The organism is Thioalkalivibrio sp. AKL9 (assembly GCF_000377825.1).
GTDB lineage: Bacteria > Pseudomonadota > Gammaproteobacteria > Ectothiorhodospirales > Ectothiorhodospiraceae > Thioalkalivibrio > Thioalkalivibrio versutus.
This window is the reverse complement of sequence record NZ_KB905105.1, coordinates 1-25,313: the sequence shown is the minus strand read 5'-3', so window position 1 is coordinate 25,313 and position 25,313 is coordinate 1. Positions and strand designations below refer to the sequence as shown.

General features: G+C 65.7%; 24 protein-coding genes and 2 pseudogenes. 20 read left to right on the top strand and 6 right to left on the bottom strand.

Features of this window, described 5'->3' with window-relative positions:
- From D573_RS0104030 to D573_RS0104010, 5 genes and pseudogenes are all read left to right on the top strand, one after another.
- Positions 1-693: a haloacid dehalogenase type II gene (locus tag D573_RS0104030; protein ID WP_018938192.1), complete on the top strand. Its 693-nt coding sequence runs from the start codon at positions 1-3 to the stop codon at positions 691-693.
- 444 nt (positions 694-1,137) lie between these two features.
- Positions 1,138-2,061 carry a hypothetical protein gene (locus D573_RS0104025; protein ID WP_196800514.1) on the top strand — a complete coding sequence of 308 codons (924 nt, stop codon included), beginning with the start codon at positions 1,138-1,140 and terminating at the stop codon, positions 2,059-2,061.
- 40 nt (positions 2,062-2,101) lie between these two features.
- Positions 2,102-2,692, top strand: a complete 591-nt coding sequence (locus D573_RS0104020; RefSeq protein WP_018938190.1) for an RQC-minor-1 family DNA-binding protein — start codon at positions 2,102-2,104, stop codon at positions 2,690-2,692.
- Between the two features lie 79 nt (positions 2,693-2,771).
- Positions 2,772-3,941, top strand: a complete 1,170-nt coding sequence (locus D573_RS0104015; RefSeq protein ID WP_026287944.1) for a GNAT family N-acetyltransferase/peptidase C39 family protein — start codon at positions 2,772-2,774, stop codon at positions 3,939-3,941.
- A pseudogene (locus D573_RS0104010) lies at positions 3,934-5,415 on the top strand (RimK family protein); the annotation flags it as partial. The gene D573_RS0104015 and the pseudogene D573_RS0104010, both read left to right, overlap by 8 nt.
- Positions 5,416-5,476: 61 nt before the next feature.
- Here the strand turns inward: D573_RS0104010 and D573_RS14795 are convergent.
- Positions 5,477-6,019, bottom strand: a complete 543-nt coding sequence (locus tag D573_RS14795; protein ID WP_018952148.1) for a glycine cleavage system protein R — start codon at positions 6,017-6,019, stop codon at positions 5,477-5,479.
- 326 nt (positions 6,020-6,345) lie between these two features.
- Between D573_RS14795 and D573_RS0104000 the strand changes: the two genes are divergently transcribed.
- A complete protein-coding gene (locus D573_RS0104000; protein WP_018938187.1) occupies positions 6,346-6,939 on the top strand; it encodes a WYL domain-containing protein in 594 nt (197 codons plus the stop codon).
- Positions 6,940-7,045: 106 nt separating this feature from the next.
- The gene (locus tag D573_RS0103995) at positions 7,046-7,507 is read left to right on the top strand and encodes a hypothetical protein (protein ID WP_018938186.1); all 462 of its coding nucleotides are present in this window, start codon (positions 7,046-7,048) and stop codon (positions 7,505-7,507) included.
- Between the two features lie 79 nt (positions 7,508-7,586).
- On the opposite strand, the gene D573_RS0103990 is transcribed toward D573_RS0103995, so the two are convergent.
- The 3 genes from D573_RS0103990 to D573_RS0103980 all read right to left on the bottom strand — a co-directional run bounded on the left by D573_RS0103990 (position 7,587) and on the right by D573_RS0103980 (position 10,345).
- The gene (locus tag D573_RS0103990; protein ID WP_018938185.1) at positions 7,587-8,357 is read right to left on the bottom strand and encodes an SDR family oxidoreductase; all 771 of its coding nucleotides are present in this window, start codon (positions 8,355-8,357) and stop codon (positions 7,587-7,589) included.
- 59 nt (positions 8,358-8,416) lie between these two features.
- Positions 8,417-9,430 (bottom strand): RhuM family protein, encoded by a 1,014-nt coding sequence (gene rhuM / locus D573_RS0103985; protein WP_018144494.1) that lies wholly within the window; start codon positions 9,428-9,430, stop codon positions 8,417-8,419.
- Positions 9,431-9,523: 93 nt separating this feature from the next.
- A complete protein-coding gene (locus D573_RS0103980; protein WP_018938184.1) occupies positions 9,524-10,345 on the bottom strand; it encodes a TatD family hydrolase in 822 nt (273 codons plus the stop codon).
- A 264-nt stretch (positions 10,346-10,609) separates the two neighbouring features.
- On the opposite strand from D573_RS0103980, the gene pepN reads away from it, so the two are divergent.
- On the top strand, positions 10,610-13,246 hold the full coding sequence (gene pepN, locus D573_RS0103975) for an aminopeptidase N (protein WP_018938183.1): 2,637 nt from the start codon (positions 10,610-10,612) through the stop codon (positions 13,244-13,246).
- Positions 13,247-13,373: 127 nt separating this feature from the next.
- Here pepN and D573_RS14945 read toward each other — a convergent pair whose 3' ends face one another.
- Positions 13,374-13,616, bottom strand: coding sequence for a hypothetical protein (locus D573_RS14945; protein ID WP_338065499.1), 243 nt, complete (start codon positions 13,614-13,616; stop codon positions 13,374-13,376).
- Between D573_RS14945 and D573_RS14655 the strand changes: the two genes are divergently transcribed.
- From D573_RS14655 to D573_RS0103950, 5 genes are all read left to right on the top strand, one after another.
- Positions 13,506-13,886 carry a hypothetical protein gene (locus D573_RS14655; RefSeq protein WP_369772872.1) on the top strand — a complete coding sequence of 127 codons (381 nt, stop codon included), beginning with the start codon at positions 13,506-13,508 and terminating at the stop codon, positions 13,884-13,886. The genes D573_RS14945 and D573_RS14655 overlap by 111 nt on opposite strands.
- Positions 13,887-14,034: 148 nt before the next feature.
- Positions 14,035-15,756: a TolC family protein gene (locus D573_RS0103965; RefSeq protein ID WP_018938182.1), complete on the top strand. Its 1,722-nt coding sequence runs from the start codon at positions 14,035-14,037 to the stop codon at positions 15,754-15,756.
- Entirely contained in the window at positions 15,756-17,156 is a 1,401-nt protein-coding gene (locus tag D573_RS0103960; protein ID WP_018938181.1) for a multicopper oxidase family protein, read from the top strand. Before D573_RS0103965 ends, D573_RS0103960 begins: the two co-directional genes overlap by 1 nt.
- A gap of 120 nt (positions 17,157-17,276) precedes the next feature.
- Positions 17,277-17,648 (top strand): copper resistance CopC family protein, encoded by a 372-nt coding sequence (locus D573_RS0103955; RefSeq protein WP_018938180.1) that lies wholly within the window; start codon positions 17,277-17,279, stop codon positions 17,646-17,648.
- A gap of 3 nt (positions 17,649-17,651) precedes the next feature.
- Complete coding sequence (locus tag D573_RS0103950) at positions 17,652-18,560, top strand: CopD family protein (RefSeq protein ID WP_018938179.1); 909 nt, start codon at positions 17,652-17,654, stop codon at positions 18,558-18,560.
- 24 nt (positions 18,561-18,584) lie between these two features.
- On the opposite strand, the gene D573_RS0103945 is transcribed toward D573_RS0103950, so the two are convergent.
- A complete protein-coding gene (locus D573_RS0103945) occupies positions 18,585-19,706 on the bottom strand; it encodes a S1C family serine protease (RefSeq protein ID WP_018938178.1) in 1,122 nt (373 codons plus the stop codon).
- A 42-nt stretch (positions 19,707-19,748) separates the two neighbouring features.
- On the opposite strand from D573_RS0103945, the gene D573_RS0103940 reads away from it, so the two are divergent.
- The 7 genes and pseudogenes from D573_RS0103940 to D573_RS0103910 form a co-directional block, all read left to right on the top strand.
- Entirely contained in the window at positions 19,749-20,498 is a 750-nt protein-coding gene (locus D573_RS0103940) for a Nif3-like dinuclear metal center hexameric protein (RefSeq protein ID WP_018144485.1), read from the top strand.
- Between the two features lie 316 nt (positions 20,499-20,814).
- A complete protein-coding gene (gene petA / locus D573_RS0103935; RefSeq protein ID WP_026287943.1) occupies positions 20,815-21,417 on the top strand; it encodes a ubiquinol-cytochrome c reductase iron-sulfur subunit in 603 nt (200 codons plus the stop codon).
- The gene (locus D573_RS0103930; protein ID WP_018938176.1) at positions 21,417-22,826 is read left to right on the top strand and encodes a cytochrome b N-terminal domain-containing protein; all 1,410 of its coding nucleotides are present in this window, start codon (positions 21,417-21,419) and stop codon (positions 22,824-22,826) included. Before petA ends, D573_RS0103930 begins: the two co-directional genes overlap by 1 nt.
- Positions 22,826-23,569 carry a cytochrome c1 gene (locus tag D573_RS0103925; protein ID WP_018938175.1) on the top strand — a complete coding sequence of 248 codons (744 nt, stop codon included), beginning with the start codon at positions 22,826-22,828 and terminating at the stop codon, positions 23,567-23,569. The genes D573_RS0103930 and D573_RS0103925 overlap by 1 nt, the downstream gene beginning before the upstream one ends.
- Positions 23,570-23,959: 390 nt before the next feature.
- Positions 23,960-24,586, top strand: coding sequence for a glutathione S-transferase N-terminal domain-containing protein (locus D573_RS0103920; protein ID WP_018144481.1), 627 nt, complete (start codon positions 23,960-23,962; stop codon positions 24,584-24,586).
- On the top strand, positions 24,583-25,011 hold the full coding sequence (locus D573_RS0103915; RefSeq protein ID WP_018938174.1) for a ClpXP protease specificity-enhancing factor: 429 nt from the start codon (positions 24,583-24,585) through the stop codon (positions 25,009-25,011). Before D573_RS0103920 ends, D573_RS0103915 begins: the two co-directional genes overlap by 4 nt.
- A gap of 113 nt (positions 25,012-25,124) precedes the next feature.
- A pseudogene (locus tag D573_RS0103910) lies at positions 25,125-25,313 on the top strand (ISL3 family transposase); the annotation flags it as partial.

Here is a 25,313-nt window from a genome sequence, read left to right as displayed (position 1 = left end):
ATGCGACAGACTACACTGGCGTTCGATGTGTACGGGACGCTGATTGATACGCAGGGGATCGCGGCGATGCTGGAGGGCTGGATCGGCGAGCGGGCGCCGGTGCTGGCGCGTGCCTGGCGCGAGAAGCAGCTGGAGTACACCTTCCGGCGCGGATTGATGGGAGCGTATGCGGACTTCGATACGTGTACCGAGCAGGCGTTGCGGTACTGCTGCGAGGCGCTGGGTATCGCGCTCGACCAGGACCAGGAGGCGGAGCTGTTGCAGCGCTATCGTCAGCTCCCCGCCTTTACCGATGCGGCTCCGGCCCTGGATCGCCTGCGCGCGGACGGGTACCGCCTGTTCGCGTTTTCCAACGGGACGGCAGAGACGGTGAGTGGGTTGCTGCGCCACGCCGGGCTTGAGGATCGCTTCGAGGGTGTCGTCAGCGTGGACGAGATCGGCTGTTTCAAGCCCGATCCACGGGTCTATCGACATTTCCTGCAGCGGGCGAATGTCTTGCCGGCGGATGCCTGGCTGATCTCGGGTAACCCGTTCGACGTGATCGGCGCGCAGGCCGCGGGTATGCGCACGGCCTGGCTCGACCGGTCGGCGCAGAGGCTGTTCGACCCCTGGGGTGGGGCGCCCACGACCACGATACGGGGTCTGGGCGGGCTGGCCGCGGCGCTGAGTGATTCGCGAGGCAAGGATGGATGATCCTGATTGGCATCAAGCGTCCACCAGACCCGGTACCGTACGGGCCCGGTTGTACAGCGCCCGGCGGCTGAAGGGGGTTGTACCGCGCCTCCTGCCTTGTAATCCCGGAAACTGCGTAGCGGGTATCCGGGGTCTCTGCGGTGGGGTTGCACTGACGGGGAAGATCCCGGCTCGTCGCTTCGCTCCGGCCGGGATGACAGGACCGGGGGAGATGGTGTTCCCGGAATGGCCCGGATTAAAATGGCCCGGTGCGGACCTTGTACCTCGTCCGGATGACCCCCGTGACGGGCGGACGCTCGTTGCTGATCAGGAGGGTGATTGGATGGGGTGATCTGGTTTAGGGTCGGTCTTCCAGGTTGATTCAAACACTGCCGAGCAGTATCTGCGGTCGCGAGGTATCCATCCATGGCGAAATCCGGTTCGAACCGACCGCGTGGGGATGCAGTGAACGCCATTGTTGCGGCCATCGAACGGTCTTTGGGGCAGGGGCCCATTGACGACGGGGCCGACCTGGATGCCGCGGCGGTCGCCGAGGTGAACGCCCGGGCGCTGGAGGATTTCTCGGGTCTGTCGCCCGAGCAAATGGGGGCGCTTCTCTATTCGCCGTTCGAGCATCCGGATCTGGTGAGTTTTGCCGAGGGTGTAGCGGAGTGCCCGATCACCGTGATGAGTGTGCTGTTCCGCGTGTTGTCGGATGCCATTCGTGCCGAGGACGGCATCCCGTTGACTCCAAAAGGCAATCTCCCGCTTCGAGTCGTGGCAGATGCGTGGGCCGCGGTGGAAGCCGCGGGGCTGGAACCGGAATGGCGCCCCGGGTCGCGCCGCAAGGAGGATGACTTCCCGGAACTGCATGTGACCCGATTGCTGGTGCAGATGAGCGGGCTTGGGCGGAAATACCGCGGACGCCTGCAACTGGTGCGCCCGACGCAACAGAAACTGGAGCGTGGGGACTGGGCGGCGATCTATCGCGAAATGCTGCGCTGGCATAGCCGCGAGTTCAACTGGGCCTACCAGGACGGGTATCCGTCCCTTCCGACCGTCCAGCAGGGGGCGATGTTTTCGCTTTATCTGCTTGCACGTTATGGCGATCAGTGGCGCCCCGTATCGTTCTACATCGACGCCTTCGCGCGGGCCTTCCCGATGGTGCTGGACGAGGCATATGAGTATGACGGCCCCTTCAACGCCCAGGAGGTGCTGCGCAATGTCTGGTCCCTTCGAACCTTCATGCGGTTTGCTCACCCCTTCGGCCTGATCGAAGAGCGCGACGACCCGGACGAGCCCGATTCCCTCCTGCCGTTCGAGCGCACCCGCGAGGTCCGCAAGAGTGTGTTTTACGATCAGGCCGTGGCCTGGAAAGTGCTCGGTTGAGATCGGTGAGAAGCGGGGCGTCTCTCGAGGGTGTAGCGACATGAGCCGTTCCCGTCAACGCGTCTCCTTGCAACTGCGTCCTTGCCCGGATGATCTCTCGGATGAGGAGTTGCGCGCCATCCTCCGCGCGGCGGACGACCTGATCATATCCGGTGGGCGGAACCTGTTGGCTAAGGTATTGAAGGGATCACGGGCGAAGAAGGTCCTGGAACTCGGCCTGGATGACAACCCCGCGCATGGTTTCTACCGCTCCCTTTCCGAAGACGCGACCCTCGCGCGGATCGATCGGGCCATTGTGGACGGCTGGCTGGCGATCGAGTACGAGGGCCGATTGCCCTTGCTGATCTTTACGGACCGCGGCTGGGCCATCGAGCGGGAGGTTCGCGCTCGGGAGCTGTTCGATCAGCTGGCCGAGAACGCCCGGCGTGGCCCGCCGTTCGAGGTGGAGATGCTGCGCGATCGCAACCGGTCGATGATCTGGCGCTTACTGGATCTCGTCGAAGCCTCCCATGATCCCGACTTCATCCCGTTGCTGCAGGTCTGGGGGGAGATCGACTACCGCAAGGTTCGTCAGCGCATCCGTCAGGTCATCGCGCAGCTCCAGGCAGTGAGAACGGCTGGATCTGAGTAGTCTTTTTCTCGGTGCTCGCCGTCACTCCGTGCGTGGCCGTGGAGTACGATGGGGATCGGGCAGCCGCCGGGAGATGAGCGTGAGCCAGCAGGTCAAGCAACGGGTCGCGCCCGCTACGGAAACGCCCCTGATCCGTCCGGCGATACTGGAGGACCTGGATGCGCTGGTGGCGCTGGAGCAGGCGTCGTTCGAGATCGACCGTATCTCCCGGCGGCAGTTTCGTTACCTGTTGACGCGCGGGCATGCGGCCACGCTGGTGGCGGAGGACCCGACCGGTAGCGGCCTGCTGGGCTACGTGATGCTGCTGTTCAGCCGGGGCACGTCGCTGGCGCGGCTGTACTCGATTGCGGTTAGCGCGCGGGCGCGCGGGCAGGGGCTGGGGCGGCGCCTGGTGGAGGCCGCGGAGGACGCGGCGCGGGCGCACGGTCGGACCGACCTGCGCCTGGAGGTGCGGCGGGACAATGCCGCCAGTCTGGCCCTGTTCCGCGGGCTTGGGTACCGTGACTTTGGCACCCTCGACGACTACTACGAAGACCACATGGACGCGCTGCGGCTGCAGAAGTCGCTGGCGCCCGGTCCCGATCCGGCGCTGGTGCGCGCGCCGTACTACTCACAGACGCTGGAGTTCACCTGCGGCCCGGCCGCACTGATGATGGCGATGCGCGCCATCGACCCCGAACTCAAGCTGGACCGGCGCCTGGAGCTGCGCCTGTGGCGTGACGCCACCACCATATTCATGACCTCCGGCCACGGCGGTTGCGGGCCCTACGGGCTGGCGCTGGCGGCCGCCCATCGCGGGTTCGAGGTGGAACTGCTGGTGCGCGATCGTGGCGTGGCGTTTGCCGATTCGGTGCGCAGCGTGGAGAAAAAGGAAGTCATGCAGCTGGTGCAGGAAGAGATGATCGAGGAGCTGGAACAACTCGGCGTGCCCGTGGTGCATGGTCCGGTGAACGTGGCCCAGCTGGCGGCACGTTCTGCCGAGGGCGGGGTGCCGGTGGTGCTGATCAGCAGCGTGCGGCTGTATGCCGAACGCTTCCCGCACTGGGTCACGGTGACCGGGTTCGACGAGCGTTTTGTCTACGTGCACGACCCGTTCGTGGATACCGAGCAGGGCGAGCGCGCGCTGGATTCGGTCAACATGCCGATCGCGCGCGCGGACTTCGAGCGCATGGCGCGCTATGGGCGCGCGGGGTTGCAGGCGGCGGTGATCGTCGGCCCACGCAAGACGCCAGGGGTGGCGCATGCCTGAGCATCGCATCCTGGTCGAGCGCCGGGCGGACTGGAAGCCGCACTTCCCCGACCTGCCGGTGATGGCCATCGACGACTACCTGCGCGGCCCGGCCGCCGCCGACCCGGCCAACCTGCGGGTGATCAACCTGTGCCGTAGCCAGCGCTACCTGTCGGCGGGCTACTACGGCTCGTTGCTGGCGGAGGCGCGCGGGCATCGGGTGATCCCCAGCGTGCGCACCCTGCAGGACCTGTCGCGCAAGTCGATCTACAGCCTGGACACCGAAGAACTGGATGAACGTGTGGCGCGCGTACTGGGGCGCAGCCGCCAGGGTACGCATCCGGAACGGCTGGAACTGACCGTGCTGTTCGGCCAGTGCGCCGAGCCGGCGCTGCAGGAGATCGCCGGGCAGCTGTTCGCCCTGTTCCCCGCGCCGATGTTCCGGGTGGAGTTCCGGCTGCAGGGGCGGTGGCAGATCCAAGCCCTGCGCCCGTTCGCGCTCAACGCGCTCGAGCCCGAGCAGGAGCCGGCCTTCTTTGCCGCCCTGGAGCGCTACCTCTCCAAGCCCTGGCGCCGCCGGCGCGAGGCCCGCAGCGCACGCTACGAGCTGGCTATCCTGCACAACCCGGACGAGGCCCTGGCCCCGTCCACGCCGGCGACGCTCAAGCGCTTCGTCCGCGCTGGACAGGAGCAGGGGATGGATGTCGAGCTGATCCAGGCGCGCGACCTGCCGCGGCTGGCGGAGTTCGATGCCCTGTTCATCCGCGAGACCACCGCGATCGACCACTACACCTACCGCTTCGCGCGCAAGGCCGAGGCCGAGGGCATGGTGGTGATCGACGATGCCGACTCCATCCTGCGATGTACCAACAAGGTCTACCTGGCCGAGCGCCTGGCCGCCCATCGCGTGCCCACACCGAAGACGGTGATCCTCAACCGCGAGACCATCCTGCGCGCGGAGGAGTCGATCGGCTATCCCGTGGTGCTCAAGATCCCGGACGGCAGCTTCTCGCGCGGCGTATTCAAGGCGAACGCCCGCGGCGAGCTGGAATCCATCGCCTGGCGCCTGCTCAAGGAGAGCGATCTGATCCTGGCCCAGGAGTTCGTTTATACCGAATTCGACTGGCGCATCGGCGTGCTCAACCGCCAGCCGCTGTACGCCTCGCAATACCTGATGTCGCGCAAGCACTGGCAGATCGTCAACCACGACGCCAAGGGCGGCCCGCGCGAAGGCGGCTTTCGCACCCAGGCCCTTGTGGACGTGCCCGCCGCGGTGGTCAAGACGGCAGTGAAGGCCGCCAACTTGATCGGCGACGGCCTCTACGGGGTCGACCTCAAGCAGACCCCGCGCGGCGTAATGGTGATCGAGGTGAACGACAACCCCAACCTCGACGCCGGCATCGAGGACAAGGTCCTCGGCGAGACGCTCTATACCACCCTGATGCAAGACTTCGTCCGCCGCCTCGACGCCGCTCGTCGCCACCGCGCCGCCCCTGATGCGGCTTTCCGGCGCGCTCGTTACGGGCGAGGGGGATCCAGCTTGCTCGGATTCCAGGTCAGGCTGCCTCGGGCGGCTCGTGTTGCGGGTCGTGGAGTTCGAGGTCGACCATCAGTTCGTTGGCCAGTGCCTCGAGGGCGTCCTGCAGGGTGTCCAGATCCAGGTCCTCGGGGACGCCGAGTTGCGCCTGCGCGTGGAACATTGGTTCGCCGGTCATTGAGCCCGGCTTGCAGGCCGTATCCAGGGTTTCCACGCTGACGCCGTGGCGCGAGAGGATGGCGGTGATGTCCTGCACGATCCCCGGCCGGTCGTGTCCGACCAGATCGAGCATCACCCGGTGCCAGGGCGGTGCCGGAAGCTCACTCCCGCGCTGGATCTGGACCTGTAGACCGTCCCCCTCCAGCTCGCGCAGTGCGGCCTCCAGCTGGTCCGCGGCATCCGCCTCGGCCTCCAGCAGCACGACCCCGGCGAACTGACCGGCCAGCTGCGCCATGCGGCTCTCCAGCCAGTTGCCGCCCGCCGCCCGCGCCCGCGCCGCCACCGCGCTGACCAGCCCTGGCCGGTCCGGCCCAATCACCGTCAAAATGATCGAAGTCTTCATACGCACAGCCCTCCAATCGTAAACAGACCCATCATCCTGCGCGCCCTCGCCGCCCGAGGCAACGCGCCCGCTGGGAGTTTCGTACCGAATGAATGATCCTCCAACGCTCGGACGGTGGGGTGCCCAAGTTCGGCCAGGAGCGTTCGCGCGCCAGGCCCGCTGAATGCACAATCGATCCATCGTTGCCTCGTCTAGTCCGATGTTCTTTTCTGGAAGGGAAAAGGCAAGGTCTGATCCTCGAAGGCGACTCAAAATCCGAAGGTGGACCCTGGCGTACATCCGGGTCATGCTCGGGCGTAGAGCCGAGGTTTCGTGCGGAGGCGAAAATGGACTTGTGGGTGGGGGATCATCGATTACGCTTCATGTACCAGGACGCCCATGGCGCGATCACCGAGCGGGACCTGGTGGCGAAGAGGCTGTTCGTGAAAGACGCGGTGCTGTACGTGGAGGGGTGGTCGATTCTGCGCAATCAGCACCGATGCTTTCGGGGGTCGAACATCCGCTCGGACGTGGTGAGCGTGAAAACGGGGGAGTTGTGGCCACGTGAGCAGATGCTGGGGCTCGATAGCATTGATGCGGGGTGGCTCAAGTCTCCCGATGAGTCGCACGACCCGGATCTTCACCCGCTGGACCGTATGCGGCCGGAAGTGGCGATTGAGGAAGCCGGCCTGGTGATTGGATCTCGACTAACCCGCGCGCCTTGGCATGTGATTCCGCAAGGGGGGTGTGTGGGGCTGCATGAGTCGAAGAAGAACGGTGCTCCAAGGAAGAACCCGGTCTACGTCCTCTGTGTTGATCCACCCCGCCCGAAGCGTTGGACCATTGCCGGCCCGAACCTCTCGAAGCGTTTTGTACGGCCATCTGCGGCCGTCGAGGCGTTTCTCCAACACATGGAACACCTGATACCGGAAACGTACTGATGGCCAAGACCCAAGAAATTCAGGATCCGTGGAAATATTTTGCCGACTGGGCCTATCAGATCGGCCGGCACCACTGATCGGCCGGCACCACTGGGAGAACCTTGGGGTGGTCAGCACGTTGCTCGTGCACCGCGAGAAGACGAAAGCGCTGCGGGATCGCCTGAAGGCGGAGGGGATGACCGACCCCAAGGAACGGGCGAAGCATGCGGTGCATCGCCGGGCGTATGTCGATCGGGCGGTCGATATCTGGGAAGCGCGCAGCCAGGGGCAGGCCCGTCAGCTTTTCGGTTTCCGCGAGGGCTACATATTTCGAGACGCGACGAGCGACGCGTTGATGCAGGTTCTGGCCGTGCTGGATAACGAGCTTGAGGTTGGCGAGCGGGTGATGCCGACCGAACGATTCGGGCGGGCCTATCGGCTAACTGACGTGGATTTTGCGGAGCACCTGCGCTGGGGGGCTTCGCTCGAGCGTTTCGAGGTACCCGCTTCCAGCCTGCGGTCCGAGCTGACTCGGGTGGAAGTCTCTCGAGACCAGCGCGAGCCGCATAACGGGGTCGGGCCGCGGTAATTGCCGAATATCCCGGAGAAACGGCGTGCGTGGAAGGTCGATTACGGGCTTAGGGTTTGTGTATCTGCCCAAAAAACGGTCAGTCGGTGTAGATCATGCGGCGGGTCATGCCGCCGTCGGCGGTCCAGATCTGGCCGGTGACGAAGCCGGCGTCCGGCCCGAGCAGGAAGACGGTGAGGGCGGCGATGTCGGCGGGCTGGCCGACGCGCCCGGCCGGGTGCTGGGCGTGGTCCTGTGCGGACAGGGGCTCGGCCTGTTGATGGTCGGGACTGCGGGCGTCGATCCAGCCGGGGCGGATGGCGTTCACGCGGACGTCCGGCCCGGCGCTGATGGCCAGGGCGTGGGTGAAGGCGTCGAGGCCGCCCTTGCTGGCGGCGTAGGCCTCGGTATCCGGTTCCGACTGCAGGGCGCGGGTGGAGCTGATGTTCACGATGGCCCCATGGCGGCGACGCAGCAGGGACAGGGCGTGCTTGGCGAGCAGGAAGGCACCGGTCAGGTTGGTGTCCAGCCAGCGCTGCCAGTCGACGAGCTCCAGTTCTTCCAGGGGGCCGGAGTGCGGGTCGCTGATGCCGGCGTTGTTGACGAGGGCATCGAGGCCGCTGTGCCATTCATCCGTGCGGCAGATCACTGCGCGTACCTGATCCTCGTTGCGGACATCCAGGGTCATGGCCCGGGCGGCGCGGCCCAGGCGCGTGGCCGCCTGTTTGCATTCGGGGCCATCGATATCGGCCAGCACGACCTTCCAGCCATCCTGCACCAGGCGCTCGGCGATGCCGAGGCCGATGCCGCGCGCCGCGCCGGTGACCAGCGCGACCCGAGAATGACTTTGACGGGGCGTGTGCTCAGACATTCAAGGTCACGGGTGAGCCTTGCTGCCCACGGCTGGCGCGATAGGCGGGGCGACATGAGTCATGCGGTTTCGGTCTCGTGCGCGAGCATGTTCATGATCAGGCGGATCATCGTTTCCTTGTTGTCGGGGTCGGATTCCGCCACCAGCAGGGTCAGGGCGGCCAGGCCTACATCGTTGATCACGGGCTCGCCGGCGGGGCTGATGAGACGGTGATTGCGATGCAGGAAGTCGACGAACAGGTAGGCGGCGCTGCGCTTGTTGCCGTCGGAGAACGGGTGGTTCTTGATCACGAAGTACAGCAGGTGCGCCGCCTTGGACTCGACCGTGGGGTAGGCCGGTTCGCCGAATACGGACTGGTCCAGGTTGCCCAGTAGCGACTCGAAGCCGTCGCCGCGCTCCTGGGCGAAGAGTTCGGTTGCCTGTTTCTTTGCGACCAGGTCTTTCTTTAGCGTGGCGAGGGCGCTGCGCGCCTCGTCGGGTGTTGGAAGTGTGCCCCCACTCTCGGCCCTGGGCTCGGTCAGCAGGCCCTCGTCGTAGCGCTGCAACAGCAGGAAGGTCTGGGCGTAGCGGGTGACGATGTCGACCAGCCCACGACCGGCTTCGACGCCCAGTTCCGGGCTGCGGGCGGTACGGCGCACCAGCTCCAGTGCGGCTTCCAGCTCCCGGGCGTTGGTCTCGAAGCGCTGGCGGTTGAGGGTCCAGCCCCGGGTCAGGTGTTCGCGCAGCACGCGGGTGGCCCATTGGCGGAAGTGCACAGCACGGCGGGAGTTGACCCGGTAGCCAACCGAGATGATGGCGTCGAGGTTGTAGTGCTTGATGCGTCGTGAGACCTGGCGAGCGCCTTCCTGTCGAAGTACCGAGGAATCCTCGGTAGTTGACGGTTCATCGAGTTCGTCGTCTTTGTAGATGTTCTTGAGATGCAGACCGACGTTGTCGGTTGAGGTGTCAAAGAGCTCGGCCATCTGCCGCTGCGTCAACCAAACGGTATCGCGTCCGGTGTCCAGTCGGACTTCCACGATGTGGTCGGCATCATCTTCGTAAATGACGATCGGGGTTTCGTCTTCCCGGGTCATGTCGGATCCTCTTCCTTGAGGGGTTGCTGTTTTATAGCTTGTTCCTGGCTGTGTTTCCTGTCACCAGCTGGCCGGGTGGATGCTCTCACCGTATTACTCGCCTGATGCCGGCGGAAGGTTGTAGAAGGCTCGGGCGGTCGCGGTGGTGTGGGCGGCGAGTTCTTCGGTGGTTTCGTCGCGCAGTTTGGCCACGTATTCGCCGATGTGGGGGAGGAAGGCGGGTTCGTTGCGGCGGCCGTTGCCGATCTTCTTGCCGGTGCCCTTGGGCAGGCTGCGCGGCAGCAGGTACGGGGCGTCGGTCTCGATCATCAGGCGGCCGCGCGGGATGCGCGGGACCAGCGGGTGCAGGTGGTGGCCGCGGCGTTCGTCGCAGACCCAGCCGGTGATGCCGATGTGGCAGTCGAGGTCGAGGTATTCGGCCAGGGCGTCGGCCTCGCCGGTGAAGCAGTGCACCACGGCCGCCGGTAGCTTGTCGCGCCAGCGGCGCAGGATCTGGGCGAAGTCGTGGTGGGCGTCGCGTTCGTGCAGGAACACCGGCAGGCCGAGATCGGCGGCCAGTTCCAGCTGGGCCTCGAAGGCGCTGCGCTGCTGCGGCCGCGGCGAGTGGTCACGGTTGTAGTCCAGACCCATCTCGCCCATGGCGACCACGTTGGCGTCCGCGCGGGCGAGGTCACTGAACCGGGCGGCGATCGCGTCGGTCCACTGTTTGGCGAGATGTGGATGCACGCCCAGGGTGGCGCGGCAGCAGTCCGGGTAGCGGTCGGCGATCTCCAGGCACTTTTCGCTCTGGTGGGCGTCGGCGCCGGTGATCAGCATCCAGGAGACACCGGCCTCGCGGGCGCGTTCGAGGACCTCGTCGCGTTCCTTGTTGAAGGATTCGTGGGTGAGGTTAAAGCAGATATCGATCCATTCCATGCGCGGTATGCTAACGGATTGGACGCGTGGTGCCAGTTCCCGGGCCTGTCATTGCGAGATGCCGTCGGTGCCGTGGCAAAAAAGCTCGAAGCGCGTTGAACGGCCGCAGGCCGGCCCGAAGGGCGGGCCGATCGCTCTGCCAGTTTTGGGAGATTGCCGCGGCGCCTTCGGCGCCTCGCAATGACGGGGTGGTGGTCCGGGTTTGGGGCTGAGGCCGCGCCGGCGTGTTAAACCTTGTGCAGTGCTTTTGATTTGGAGTTTGGAATGCGTGATGCGAGCCCCCTGGCGGTTTATCTGAACGACTATCAGCCGCCGGCGTTTGTGGTGGAGAGCCTGGAGCTGGACTTTGATCTGGCGGCAGCAGCCACCGAGGTGACGACGCGCATGGCGGTGCGGCGCAACCCGGAGGCGGTGGAGCCGGATGCGCCGCTGCGCATGTATGGCGATGGCGTGGAACTGGTCTCGTTCACGGTGGACGGCGCCAAGCCGGCCGAGGGTTTGCTGGAACAGGACGCCGAGGGCTTGCTGCTCCATAGCCTGCCGGAGGCCGCGCGGCTGGAGATTGTCAGCCGCTGCCACCCGGATCAGAACACCGCGCTGGAGGGCTTGTACGCCTCCAGCGGCAACCTCTGCACCCAGTGCGAGCCGGAGGGCTTTCGCCGCATCACGTTTTTCCCCGATCGCCCGGATGTGCTGACCACCTACCGCGTGCGCCTGGAGGCGGATCGGGCGCAGTACCCGGTGCTGCTGGCCAACGGCAACCGCGTCGAGGCCGGCGAACTGGACGGTGGCCGGCATTACGCCGTGTGGGAGGACCCGTTCCTCAAGCCGTCGTACCTGTTCGCGCTGGTCGCGGGGGATCTGGCCTGCCAGCGCGACACCTTCACCACGATGTCCGGGCGCGAGGTTCAGCTCGAGCTGTACGTGGAGGCACACAACGCCGATCGCTGCGATCACGCGCTGGCCTCGCTGAAGCGCGCGATGCGCTTTGATGAGGAGGCCTTCGGCCGCGAATACGATCTGGATGTGTACATGATCGTCGCGGTGGACGACTTCAACATGGGGGCGATGGAGAACAAGGGGTTGAACCTGTTCAACGCCAAGTACGTGCTGGCCAGCCCCGACACCGCCACCGACGACGACTTCGTCGCCATCGAGTCGGTGATCGCCCACGAGTACTTCCACAACTGGTCGGGCAACCGCGTGACCTGCCGCGACTGGTTCCAGCTGTCGCTGAAGGAGGGGCTCACGGTCTTTCGTGACCAGGAGTTCACCACCGACTGCACCCTGTTTGGCGTGAAGCGCATCGACGACGTGGCCATGCTGCGCGCCTTCCAGTTCCCGGAGGACGCCGGCCCGCTGGCGCACCCGGTGCGTCCGGACCACTACGCCGAGATCAACAACTTCTACACCCTGACGGTGTACGAAAAGGGCGCGGAACTGATTCGCATGCTGCGCACCCTGATCGGGCGCGAGACCTTCCGCCGTGGGCTGGATGTCTATTTCGAGCGCTTCGACGGTCAGGCGGTGACCACTGACGACTTCGTGGCGGTGATGGCCGAGGTCAGTGGGCGCAACCTGACGCCATTCAAGCGCTGGTACACCCAGGCCGGCACCCCGCGGGTCACGGCCGCGACGTCGTTTGACGGCCCCGGTGGCCAGGCGCGCATCACGCTCACGCAGGAGACGCCGCCAACTCCTGGGCAGGAGCACAAGGAGCCTGTGGTGATCCCGATGCGGGTGGCCTTTCTGGATGCCGAAGGACGGCGCATCACGGCCCACCAGAAGGGTGGCGAGGTGCAGGACGAGTGGGTGCTGGAGCTCAGCGAGGGCGAGCAGACCTTCCGTTTCGAAGAGTTGTCCGACTCGCCAGCCGCGATCTCCTGGCTGCGCGGCTTCTCCGCCCCGGTGATCCTGAACGCCAACCAGGGCGTGGACGAGCTGGCCCACCTGCTGGCCTATGACGACGACGCCTTCGCCCGCTGGGAGGCGGCGCAGACGCTGTTCCGCCGCGCGATCCGGTCACGCATCGAGCACGATGCGGCCGATACCGCGCTGGAGGCGGCGATCGAGCATGCCCTGGCAGCGCTGTTGCGCGACGAGGCGATCGAGCCGGTGCTGCTGGCGACCATCCTGCAGCTGCCGCCGACCCGCGAGCTGGCCGAGCTGTTCGAGCGCGTGGATCCGGTGCGCCTGCGCAACGAGCGCGACGACCTGGAGAAGCGCCTGTACATGCCGCTGACCGAGGCGATGCAGCAGATCCAGCCGAAGCTGGATGACGTCGACAACGGTGCGTTCACCGCCGAGGCCATGGGCCGGCGCCAGCTGCGCAACCGGCTGCTGGCGCTGCGCGTCGCCGCGCGCGACCAGGCCGCGGTGCCGGAGGCCCTGGCGCAGTACCAGAAGGCCCGCAGCCAGACCATGCGCATGGGCGCACTGAACGCGGTCAACGAGCTGGACCACGAGGCGCGCCAGGTGCTGCTGGCGGACTTCGAAAAGCGCTACCGCGACGACCCGCTGGTGCTGGACAAGTACTTCGGGCTGCAGGCGGGCAGCCAGGTCGCCGGCGGTTTCGAGCGCCTGGACGCGCTGCTTGAGCACCCCGGCTTTCGCTGGACCAACCCGAACCGCGTGCGCGCGGTGCTGGGGCCGTTCATGGCGCGCAACGAACGCCACTTCCACCAGGACGACGGCGAGGGCTACCGCCGCATGGGCGGCTTCGTCGAGAAGCTGGACGCGATGAACCCGCAGACCGCCGCACGCCTGGCCCAGCCGCTGACCCGCTGGCGCAAGGTCGACACCGTGCGCAGTGAATTGATGCGAGCGGAACTCGAGCGTCTGGCCGCACTCGAACTCTCGCGCGACCTGCGCGACGTGATCGAACGCGCGCTGGCCCCGTAGCCGATCGCGTTGGGGGTGAATGCAGGAGCGTGCTTGCACGCGAAGCCCCTGCCCGCGTCCGGCTTTGGCTGGGGCTTCGCGTGCAAGCACGCTACCTACGGGGGCTGTGGGTTGTGGTAGGTTGATGTCAGGTTATAGGGGGCGCGACGCCCCTCGAGACGAGGTTCGGACCGACGTGAAGCGAGTCTTCTACCGACTGCTGTGCTGGATGCTGGTGCTGGCGATTGCCGGCCTGCCGGCGCTGGCCGCGGCCGTGGGTATGGAAGACGGTCACGCCGGGCACACGATGCATAGTGCCCAGTCCAAGGGCGACGCCGAGCACGGGGCCCACGATCACGGGCACGACGCTGCCCATGTTCACCATGCGCATGGTGACCGGGCGGGCCACGCCGCGTCGCCGCATCATGGTTCGGACCATGCGCCTTCGTCGGGACATTCCCAGGCCAGCGAGCTGCTTGCACATGCCGATTGCGTGGATGCGGCTTGTCTGGCTGCCTGTGCCGCCTGTAGCCACTGTCAGGGCATGCCGTCCATTACCGGCATGAGTGTCGTGGCGACTGAAGCGCCGGGCGCAAGCCTGCATTCCTTCCAGAGTGGTCCTTCCACGGCCGCGTTGCACCGCCCTCCAATCCTCTCCTGATCCCGTAATGCCGGCCGTTTGGCCGGTTCCTGCCCGTGTGCTGCCTGGGTGCCCCCCGGCAGCGGGCAGTATGGCCGTGTCGTGCGCTTGCGCGCGGTTCGGAATCGAGTACGGAATCAAGGAGATTTTCACGATGCGAGCAACCCGATTGCTGCTCCCCGTGGTGTCGGTACTGTTTCTCGCCGGTTGTGCGGTTACCGCGCCCGAGCTGGACCGGTCCGATCTGATGGAGGACCTCTCGGTGCAGGGGATCGACCTGCCCGAGTCGGAGATGCCCCGACCCTCCGGCGAGCTGACGCTCGACGAGGCCATTCACCAGGCCATCTGGCGCAACCCGCGCATGCAGCAGGCTTATGCCAAGCTGGATCTGACTGCGGCCGACGTGGTCGAGGCCTCCCAGTTTTCCAATCCATCGCTGTCGCTGTCGGTCATGCGCCCCGAGGGTGGCGGTGGCAACGAGTACGGCGTTGGCCTGGCCTGGGGGATCTCCGGGCTGCTGATGCGCGGCTCGCGCCAGGAGATGGCGCAGTCGCACTGGGAGTCCACCCGGTTGCAACTGGCCGAGGGGATCGTCGCGCTGGCCAGCGACACCGAACGTGCCTGGTATGACGCCGTGGCCGCGCGCCAACGCACCGAGGTCCAGCGGCTGGAGACCCGCGCGGCCGATCTGGGCGCGCGTCTGGGCGAGCGCTTCTATGACGCCGGCAATATGCCGGACCTGCAACGCGCACAGCTGCGTATCCGCGCGGCCGAGGCGCGCCTGAAGCTCGAGGACGCCCGGCAGCGCGAACGCGAGTCGCGTTTGCGTCTGGCGCATCTGATGGGATTGCCGGGCGAGGTCGATGACTGGGAGCTTCCGAAAGAGCTGCCGCTGCCGCTGGCAGAGGTCGAGGAGCGCCAGGCCCTGGTGGATCAGGCGCTGGAGCAACGCCTAGATCTGCGTGCGCTGGATCATGCCCTGGAAGGGCTGACCGAAGGGGTGGCCCTGGTGCGACGGTATCGCTGGATGGGGGATATCGAGCCGGGGTTGGAGTTTGAGCGCGAGGGTGACGGGACCCGTCTGTGGGGCGGGGGCATCTCGTTCACGCTGCCGATCTTCAACCAGAATCAGGCCGGTATTGGCCGTGCCGAGGCGCGGCTGGCGGATGGCGACGCGCGACGCGAGTCGCTGGTGCAGGCGGTCACCAATGATGTGCACCAGCACTTCGAGCGCCTGGCCCACCACCGCAACCGTTTCGGCGTGCTGCAGGACGACCTGCTGCCGGCTCGCGAGTTGGCGACCGAGCGGCTCCAGGAACGCGTGAACTTCATGTTCGACGACGTGTTCGACCTGCTCGCGATCAAGCAGGAAGAGCTGGCCGCCTGGCAGAAGACTGTCGCGGCCCTGGGTGACTACTGGCAGGCCCGCGCCGCGCTGGCGCATGCCGTGGCCGGCGAGTTGCCGGGCGGCGAGCCGGGTAGCGCCGGAACCTTCGCGACCGCCCAGCTGGAGCACGAGCCGACGGCCATGGACCACGGGTCCATGGGGCATGGCGATCACGGTGCCATGGATCACGGAGGCCATGGAGGCATGGATCATGGCGACGGCGATGAAGGGCATTCCGGTATGGACCACGGGGATCACGGGGCCCATGACGATATGGATCATGGCCAAGGCCACGAAGGCCATGAAGGTCATGAAGGTCACGAAGGCCACGAAGGCCACGAAGGCCACGAGGGCCACGAAGGCCACGAAGGCCACGAGGGCCACGAGGGCCACGAAGGCCACGAAGGCCACGAGGGCCACGAGGGCATGGATCACGATGACCACGGTCAGCAGGATCAGGACCATCGCGATCATTCCAACCACGGGCATGGAGGGCATCACTGATGAAGCGACGTAACTTTCTGATTGCCGCCAGCGCCCTGCTGCCGGCGACCACCCTGACCCGGGTGATGGCCGAAACGGGTCATGAGCACCACAACGAGGGCGATCACACGCCGGGCGAACGCACCGAGCAGGGCTACATGCCGGTGCACACGCCTAATGGCTGGACCCTGCCCTACACGATGAACGACGGGGTGAAGGAGTTTCACCTGGTGGCCGAGGAGATCGAGCACGAGTTCGCGCCCGGTTCGGTGGCCAAGTGCTGGGGCTACAACGGCACCACCCCCGGGCCGACCATCGAGGCGGTGGAGGGCGATCGTGTCCGCATCTACGTGACCAACCGGCTGCCCGAGTACACCTCGGTGCACTGGCACGGCATCCACCTGCCCTCGGGCATGGACGGGGTGAAGGGCGTGACCCAGCCGCCGATCCACCCGGGCGAGACCTTCGTCTACGAGTTCGAGTTGAACCAGCACGGCACGCACATGTACCACCCGCATGCCGACGAGATGGTGCAGATGGCGATGGGGATGATGGGGATGTTCATCATCCACCCGAAGGATGGCGAGATCGAGCCGGTGGACCGCGACTACGCGATCCTGTTGCACAACTGGGGCCTGCATCCCGGTACGCGCACGCCGGATCCGTCGATCATGGTGGACTTCGACCTGTGGTCGATGAACTCCAAGGTGTTCCCGGCCATCGACTCGCTGGTGGCGAAGACCGGCGAGCGGGTGCGTATCCGCATGGGCAACCTGTCGATGTGGAACCACCCGATGCACGTGCACGGGGTGTCGTTCGAGGTGACCGGCTCCGATGGCGGGCGCTGGCCACGCAACCAGTGGCGCAAGGAGACCACCGAGATCGTGGCGGTCGGCCAGACCCGCGATATCGAGTTCGTCGCACCGCCGGGCGACTGGGCGTTCCACTGCCACATGTCGCATCACACCATGAACCCGATGGGCCACGGCATTGCCAACCCGCTAGGCGTGGATCAGTCCGGTATCGAGGAGGAGATCCGCTCGATCCTCCCTGGTTACATGGCGATGGGCGAGCACGGCATGGCCGATCACCAGGAGCATACCGACAGCGGTCACATGACCGGCCCGGAGAACACCCTGGCGATGGCCATGGGACAGGGGCCCTTCGGCAGCATCGGCATGGGCGGGATGTTCACCCTGATCAAGGTCCGTGACGACCTGGAGCCGGGCGACTTCCGTGACCCGGGCTGGTACTGGCATCCGGAGGGCGAGGTCGCCTGGATGGTCAGCGATGACCCGGACTTCGGCAATCCGGTTCGCCGCGGCAAGCTGGCCGGCGAGGGCTCGGATGCGCTGCCGACCCCCAGCCGCGACGCGAACGGCCATGGTGGTCACGGGGGGCATGGAGGTCACGACCACTAGTCTCCGGTATGGAACCGGCCGGAGGGTCCATTCGGACCCTCCGTGTTACCCACACCTGTTTCAAACAACGTTTGCCACACAGCAAAACGACAAAACGACAAAACGACAAGAGGACACGACATGCAGACCAAGAGCACGATCCACAACACCACCCGAGCCGCCCTGGCGGCCCTGCTGCTGGCCCTGGCCATGCCGCTGCTGGCCCATGAGGGCGATTTGGGCAGCACGCCGGAGGACGGCGCCACCGTGCAGGGCTCGCCGGAGGCGATCGGCATCGAGTTCGATGGCGCGATGCGCATTACTCAGTTCGACGTGACCGGCCCCAACGGCCGTGTGAGGATGGCGAATCGGCCGGGCAACGAGCCGACCGAGCGCTACTTCGTGGAGCCTGCGGAGCCGCTTCCGGCCGGTAGCTATCAGGTGCGCTGGCGCGGTCTGGCACGTGACGGGCACATGATGTCCGACGGTTTCCGCTTCACGGTAGAGGACTGATCCATGGCCTGGATGTCGGCACTCGCCGGGGTGGAGGCCTGGACCGTCGCGATGATCCTCGTGACGGCCGGGTTCTACCTCGGGGCCCTGCTGGCGACCGGGGCGGTGCTGTTTCGCCTGGCGTTTCCGGATCTGCCCGATCCGGACCGCCGGGTGCTCGCCCGGACGGGGGCAATCGCGGCCTGGGCGGCGATCGCCCTGGCCATGCTGCAGTGGCTGTTGCAGGCCGGGTATCTCGGGGGCGGCACTATCGCCTCCGCGATGGACCCCATGCTGCTGGGGATCGTGTTCGAGGGCGCGCAGGGCACCCGCTTGATCCTCGCGGTGACGGGCCTGCTACTGGTCCAGGCGATCCTGCTGGATGCCCGGCGTCTGCCAGGGGTGGGCTATGGCCTGAGCCTGGCCGGGGTGCTGTTGGTGATGTTCGCCTTTGTGCAGGTGGGGCATACCGTGGGCGAGCCTCGTCTTCTGTTGGCCGGCTTGCTGATCGTGCATCTGCTGGCAGCCGCCTTCTGGGTTGCGTCGCTGGCGCCACTGTACCGGCTGGCCGGGCATCCTCCCGAGGGTGCGGATGCCGCGCGCATCCTGGCCCGTTTCGGGCAGGTCGCGATGGTTGGGGTCGGATTGCTGGTGTTGGCGGGGGTAGTTCTCGCCTGGTGGTTGCTGGGTGGCATCACGCCGTTGCTGACCACCGGCTATGGCCAGTTCCTGATCGGCAAGGTGCTGATCGTCGCACTGCTCCTGCTGCTGGCGGCCGCGAACAAGTGGCGGCTGGTGCCGGCCTTCGAGCGCGGCGAAGCGGGGGCACCGCGGCATCTGCGGCGCAGCATTGCGCTGGAGGGTGCCCTGGTAGCGTTGATCCTGCTGCTGACCGCGGTACTGACCACGGTCAGCTCGCCGGCCAACGGCTGAGAAAGACCCCGGGTGGGTGTCTCGTTAGATTGGGCGCTGGACGACAGTCGCCGAGAGTTCGACGTCCTCGCCCTCACGCTGGATGCGGATGTCCAGGGTTTCGCCCGGCGCGGTGCGGGCGATCACGTTGAGGGCCTCACGCGGGGTGTTCACGCTGCTGTCGTCGAGGTGGGTGATGATGTCACCCGGCCGGATGCCGGCCTCTTCCGCGGGCCCCTCGCGCAGGATGCCCGCTACCAGCACGCCACGCGGGGTGTCCAGGCCGAAGGACTCGGCCAGTTCGCGGTTCATCGCCTGGACCTCGATCCCCAGCCAGCCGCGGGCGACAAAGCCCTGCTCGATGATGTCGGTCATCACGCTGCGCGCCAGGTCCACGGGGATCGCGAAACCGATGCCGTGGGAGCCGCCGGAGCGCGAGAAGATCGCCGTGTTAATGCCGATGACCTCGCCGCGGGCATTGATCAGCGCGCCGCCTGAATTGCCCGGGTTGATGGCCGCGTCGGTCTGAATGAAGTCCTCGAAGGTGTTAATGCCGAGCTGGTTGCGTCCGGTGGCGGAGACAATGCCCTGGGTCACGGTCTGGCCGACCCCGAACGGATTGCCAATGGCCAGGACCACGTCACCCACCTGCAGGTCGCTGGAGTGACCCACCGTGGCCACGGCCAGATCCGGCACCCGCACGCGCAGCACGGCGAGGTCGGTGTCCGCGTCGATGCCGATGATCTCGGCGGGATGGGCCTCGCCGCCGGGCAGCACGATGGCGATGGCATCGGCCTCCTCGATCACGTGGTGATTGGTGAGCACGTGCCCCTGATCGGTCATGATGACCCCGGAGCCGAGGCTGGACTGTTCCTGTTCGCCCGGTGGCAGTTGCTGGCCAAAGAACTCGTGCAGGCCGAAGCCGGACGGGCGGTCGATGGTGCGCGAGGTCATGATGTTGACCACCGCGGGTGCGGCGCGGCGTACGCCGTCGGCATAGCTGGCCGGCGCGCCGGTTGCGGCAGGCGCAGCCACCGGCTCGGCGACCCGCAGCTCGGCACCTGGGTCGCCGCGGCCGAGGATCTCGGGGAAGAACACTGCGATCACCACCGCCAGGGCGATACCGGTCAGCGCAGCTTGCAGCAGGAAGCGGGAGAAATTCACCATATGCCGAATATACCGAATCATCGCTCAACAGGGGATCCCGCCGTGGTCGATCGCGACGAACTGATGCAGGCACTCAATGCGGAACTCGAACCGGAGCGCTTCCGCGACTACTGTCCAAACGGGCTGCAGGTGGAGGGGCGGCGCGAGATCCGCCGGATCGTCAGCGGGGTGACCGCCTCGCTGGCGCTGGTGGAGGCGGCCGTGGAGACCGGGGCCGACCTGATCCTGGTGCACCATGGCTACTTCTGGAAGGGCGAGCCGCAGGAGGTGACCGGCATGAAGCGGGAGCGCTTGCGGCAGTTGCTTGCGCACGACATCAATCTGGTGGCCTACCATCTGCCGCTGGATGCCCACCCGGCACTCGGCAACAATACCCAGCTGGCGGGACGCCTGGGGTTCGCGATCGACGGCGTACTGCGCGAGGACGGTGTCGGCCAGATCGGAACCCCCGCCCGCCCGTTGTCGGCGCCGGACATGCAGGCGCACATCAGCAACGTGCTGGGACGCGAGGCCCTTTGCGTGGAGGCCGGCGATCACCCGATCCGGCGCATCGCCTGGTGTACCGGCGGGGCGCAGTCGCTACTGACCGAGGCGGCGGCCCTGGGGGTGGATGCCTATGTCAGTGGCGAGATCTCCGAACAGACCACCCACGAGGCGCGCGAGCTTGGGGTGCATTACTTCGCCGCCGGGCACCATGCGACCGAACGTTACGGGGCCCTGGCCCTGGGGCAGTGGTGCGGGGAGCGTTTCGGCCTCGAACACGAGTTCATCGAGATCGACAATCCCGCCTGAGCGATGTCGCCCCCACGGGCCGCGCGCTGCGAGATTGTGGTGCAGAATGTGCGGTTTCGGGGCGTTGGCAGCGCCCGGAACAAGCAAATTTATAATCAACTGCTTATAAGGTTTTCGGGGGCGTGAGACCGAGTGCAATGCTCGGTCTTAAGGCGGCAATCTACTTGACCTTATTAGCGTGTTCGGGAATTCTATCGCATTTTACAGCCCGCCCAGATGGGTATTCGCGCGTGCGGCAAGCCCCTTCGCGTGCCAGCCGCGCCCTCCTTTGCGGCCGCGGGAACACGATTTCAACACGTTGTTTGGAGAGACAAACATGGCAAACCAAGGCGTAAACCGAGGCCGTCGCCGGTTCCTCGTCGCCGCGACATCCGTCGTAGGCGGAGCCGGGGTCGCCGCAGTCGCGGCCCCGTTCCTGGCGTCCTTGCAGCCCAGCGCGCGCGCTCAGGCAGCCGGGGCCCCTGTCGAGTTCGACGTGGCCGCTGTCGAGCCGGGTCAGCGTGTCAGCGTCGAGTGGCGCGGCCAGCCGATCTGGGTGGTGCGGCGCACCGACGAGATGGTTGCCGGTTTGGCCGAGGTGGCCGATCGCCTGCGCGATCCCGACTCCGAAGTGGAAAGCCAGCAGCCGGAATATGCGCAGAACGAGTACCGCTCGCGCAAGCCGGAGATCCTGGTCGTCATCGGTATCTGCACCCATCTGGGCTGCTCGCCGAGCTACCGCCCGGAGATCGGCGATCCCGAGATGGGTTCCGACTGGCAGGGCGGCTGGCTGTGCGGTTGCCACGGTTCGCGCTTCGACCTGGCCGGTCGCGTGTACCGCAACATGCCCGCGGCGACCAATCTGGTGATCCCGCGGCACATGTATCGGAACGATACCTTGCTAGTCATTGGTGAAGATGAAGACGGGGAGGCGATCTGATGGCCAGCAATCCTGATACCAAGATCCAGGGCGGTGTGCTGGGCTGGGTGGACGCCCGCTTCCCGCTCTCCCAGATGTGGAACGAGCATCTGGCGCAGTACTACGCACCGAAGAACTTCAACTTCTGGTACTTCTTTGGTTCCCTGGCCCTGCTGGTGCTCGTCATCCAGGTGGTCTCCGGCATCTTCCTGACCATGTTCTACAAGCCCGACGCCGAACTCGCGTTTGCGTCGGTCGAGTACATCATGCGCGACGTGGAGTGGGGCTGGCTGATCCGCTATATGCACTCCACTGGCGCCTCGATGTTCTTCGTGGTCGTCTATCTGCACATGTTCCGGGCATTGCTCTACGGCTCCTACAAGAAGCCGCGCGAGCTGATCTGGATCTTCGGTGTGCTGATCTACCTGGTACTGATGGCCGAGGCCTTCGCCGGCTACCTGCTGCCCTGGGGTCAGATGTCCTACTGGGGCGCGCAGGTCATCGTGAACCTGTTCCAGACCATCCCGTACATCGGGCCGGACCTGGTGACCTGGATTCGCGGTGACTTCCTGCTGTCCGACGCCACGCTGAACCGCTTCTTCGCACTGCACGTGATTGCCCTGCCGCTGGTCCTGATCATGCTGGTGGCCGCGCACATCATCGCGCTGCACGAAGTGGGTTCCAACAACCCGGACGGCATCAACATCAAGGACCACAAGGACGAGAATGGCATCCCGAAGGATGGCATCCGGTTCCACCCCTACTATTCCGTGAAGGATCTGGTGGGCGTCGGCGTGTTCCTGATGGTCTTCGCCGTGATCATGTTCTTCTTCCCGACCGGTGGTGGCCTGTTCCTGAAGGCCGACAACATGATCCCGGCCGATCCGCTGGTGACCCCGGACCTGATTCCGCCGGTCTGGTACTTCACCTCGATGTACTCGGTCCTGCGTTCGGTGCCGGATCCATTCCTGGGTGTGATGGCGATGGGCGCCGCGGTGGTGATGCTGTTCTTCATCCCCTGGCTGGATCGCAACCCGGTCCTGTCGATGCGCTATCGCTCGTTCGCGGCCAAGTTCAACCTGGCGGTGTTCGTGGTGGCCTTCGTGATCCTCGGATGGCTGGGCCTGCAGCAGGCCACCAGCGAGGTCAGCGAGATGAGCCTGCGCTTCTCCACGGTCTACTTCGCGTTCTTCTTCGTGCTGTGGTTCCTCAGCAAGGAACGGTCCATGGTCTTTAGCCTGATCGCGTTTGCCGTGGTGGTGGGTATCTACTCCTTCTACGACATCCTGCGCTTCGACCCCGATAGCGCGGGCCTGCTGATGTGGTCCTGGCTGATTCCGACCGTGTATCTGTTCGTGACCATGGTGGTCCCTGCCTTCGCACGTGGCCTGGGCCGTGACCGTGCCGTTCCGGAAAGGGTGACTTCGTAATGAAAACGCTGATTGCAACTACATTCCTGGCCGCTGCGGCTTTGTTCACCGTCCCGGCCGCCTCGGCGGCCGGGTACGACGGTGACCTGGAAAAGGCCAACATCGACGTGACCAACGAGGCCTCGTTGCAGCGCGGTGCCAACCTGTTCATGAACTACTGCATGGCCTGTCACTCGACCGAGTACATGCGCTACAACCGCGTGGGTCGCGATATCGGCCTGACCGAGCAGCAGGTGGAGGAGAACTTTATCTTCATCACCGACGAGGCCGGTGATCCCGTTGGCGTTGGTTCGCTGATGACCAACGCCATGAGCGAAGACTATGGCGAAGAGGCCTTTGGTGTGGTCCCGCCGGACCTGACCATGACCACGCGCATCAATGGCGAGGACTGGGTCTATACCTTCCTGAAGAGCTTCTACATCGACGAGTCGCGCCCGCTGGGCGCGAACAACGACGTGTTCTCCAACGTCGGCATGCCCCACGTGCTGTGGGAACTGCAGGGCTGGCAGGAAAAGGTCGTCGACGAGGATGGTAACGAGCGTCTCGAACTGGTGCGCTCCGGCCAGATGACGCCCAGCGAGTACGATCGTGCCGTGCGCGACATCGTGACCTATCTCTCGTACATGGGCGAGCCGATGCAGCTGGATCGTCAGCGAATTGGCCTGTACGTACTGATTTTCCTCGGAATCTTCACGATTCTCGCCTACTTCTTGAAAAAGGAGTACTGGAAAGACGTACACTAGGCGGCATGAACCGTAACCGGCGCGCCGATCAGGGATGATCGCGCGCCGGTGTTATTGACCGTCTGCCCGGCACCGGAAACCGTTCGGCCGGGCCAGGGAAACGCTGATTAATGTACACACTCGCGTTGGCACCCCAGGTTTTCCGAGACAAGGAGCGGTGCGCAGCCGGTAGTGGTTCTACCGGCAAGGGCCGCAACGCAGGATCGGGGAACCTGGGGTACCAACCCCACAAACGATTGAAAGCAGGGGCTCGGCCGCTTTTGCGCGGGAACGGCGTTGCGGCTCCTTTGTGCAGAATGACTGCACGGCAGTCACCGCGCCTTGTTCGCACGCAAAAGCGACTCGAGCGCGAGCGTGTACATCAATCAGTGTTTCCCTAGGGAGAAAGCCATGGCGCTGGTCGCCAACCGTCGTTCCGTTATGACCCTGTTTTCTGCTCACGACTGCGTGCGTTGCCACCGGGTGCGCATCATCCTTGCGGAGAAGGACATCGCCGTGGATGTCGTCAATCTCGGGCCCGATGAACTGCCCGAGGATCTCTCCGACCTGAACCCGTACAACGAGGTCCCGACCCTGGTGGATCGCGACCTGGCCCTGTACGGCACGCACGTCATCACCGAGTACCTGGATGAACGCTTTCCGCATCCGCCGCTGATGCCGGTGGATCCGGTCTCGCGGGCGGCGGCGCGGCTGGCGCTTTATCGCGTGGAGCGTGACTGGTACGAGGGTCTCGATGCCGTCAACCAGGCCTCCGGCTCTGGCTTGACCAAGGCGCGCAAGATCCTGCGCGAAAGCCTGGTCAGCTCGGCCGAGATCTTCGAGCTCAAGCCGTATTTCCTGAGCGACGAGTTCTCGATCGTGGACTGTGCCATCGCCCCGGTGATGTGGCGGCTTCCCGCCGTGGGCATCGATCTGACGGCGTTGCCGCAGGCGATTCAGGAATATGCCGATCGCGTCTGCAAGCGTGAATCGTTCCAGGTGAGTCTGACCGAGGCCGAGCGCGAGCTTCGCCTGTGACTTCGTCGCGCCCCTATCTGCTCCGGGCTCTGTGGGAGTGGGTTACGGATAACGGCTTCACGCCGCATCTCCTGGTCGACGCCACAGTCGAAGGGGTGATCGTTCCGGAGGCGTTCGTCGACCAGGGCAAGATCACGCTCAATGTCGGTCCGACCGCAGTGCAGGCCCTGAACATCGGTGACGAGGCGGTGGCCTTCTCGGCCCGGTTCGCGGGCAGCCCGATGGATGTCTTTGTGCCGATGCAAGCGGTGCTCGCGGTCTACGCGCGCGAGAACGGTCAGGGGATGATGTTCGGCAGCGAGCCGGGGCCCGGCCCCGACGACGACGGTCCGGGCACGCCTCCGGACGGCTCTGGTGATGACGGGGGCGGGGAGGATTCGCCGACCCCGAAGCGCAAGGGGCCGGCACTGAAGGTCGTGAAGTAGGGCCCCTTCCGGGGCCCTTTTCTTTTGGTTCATCGAAGGATACCGGGGAGGTGTTCGACCGCTGAAGGGCATCGTAGTCTCGCGTGGAGCCAGGAAGGACACGGGAGGGAGCGATGCTGGACAAGAAGACGTTGCAGAAGCTGGGCGGCTGGGAAGGCTATCGGCTGGAGCGTGCGGTTTGGCCGGAGGAGGCCGGCGGCACGCTGGAGTTGCACCTGAAGCCGACGCGGCAGTGGATGCACTGCGAACGCTGCGGTCATCGGACCCGGCAGGTGCACGAGACGACGCTGCGGCGGGTCCGG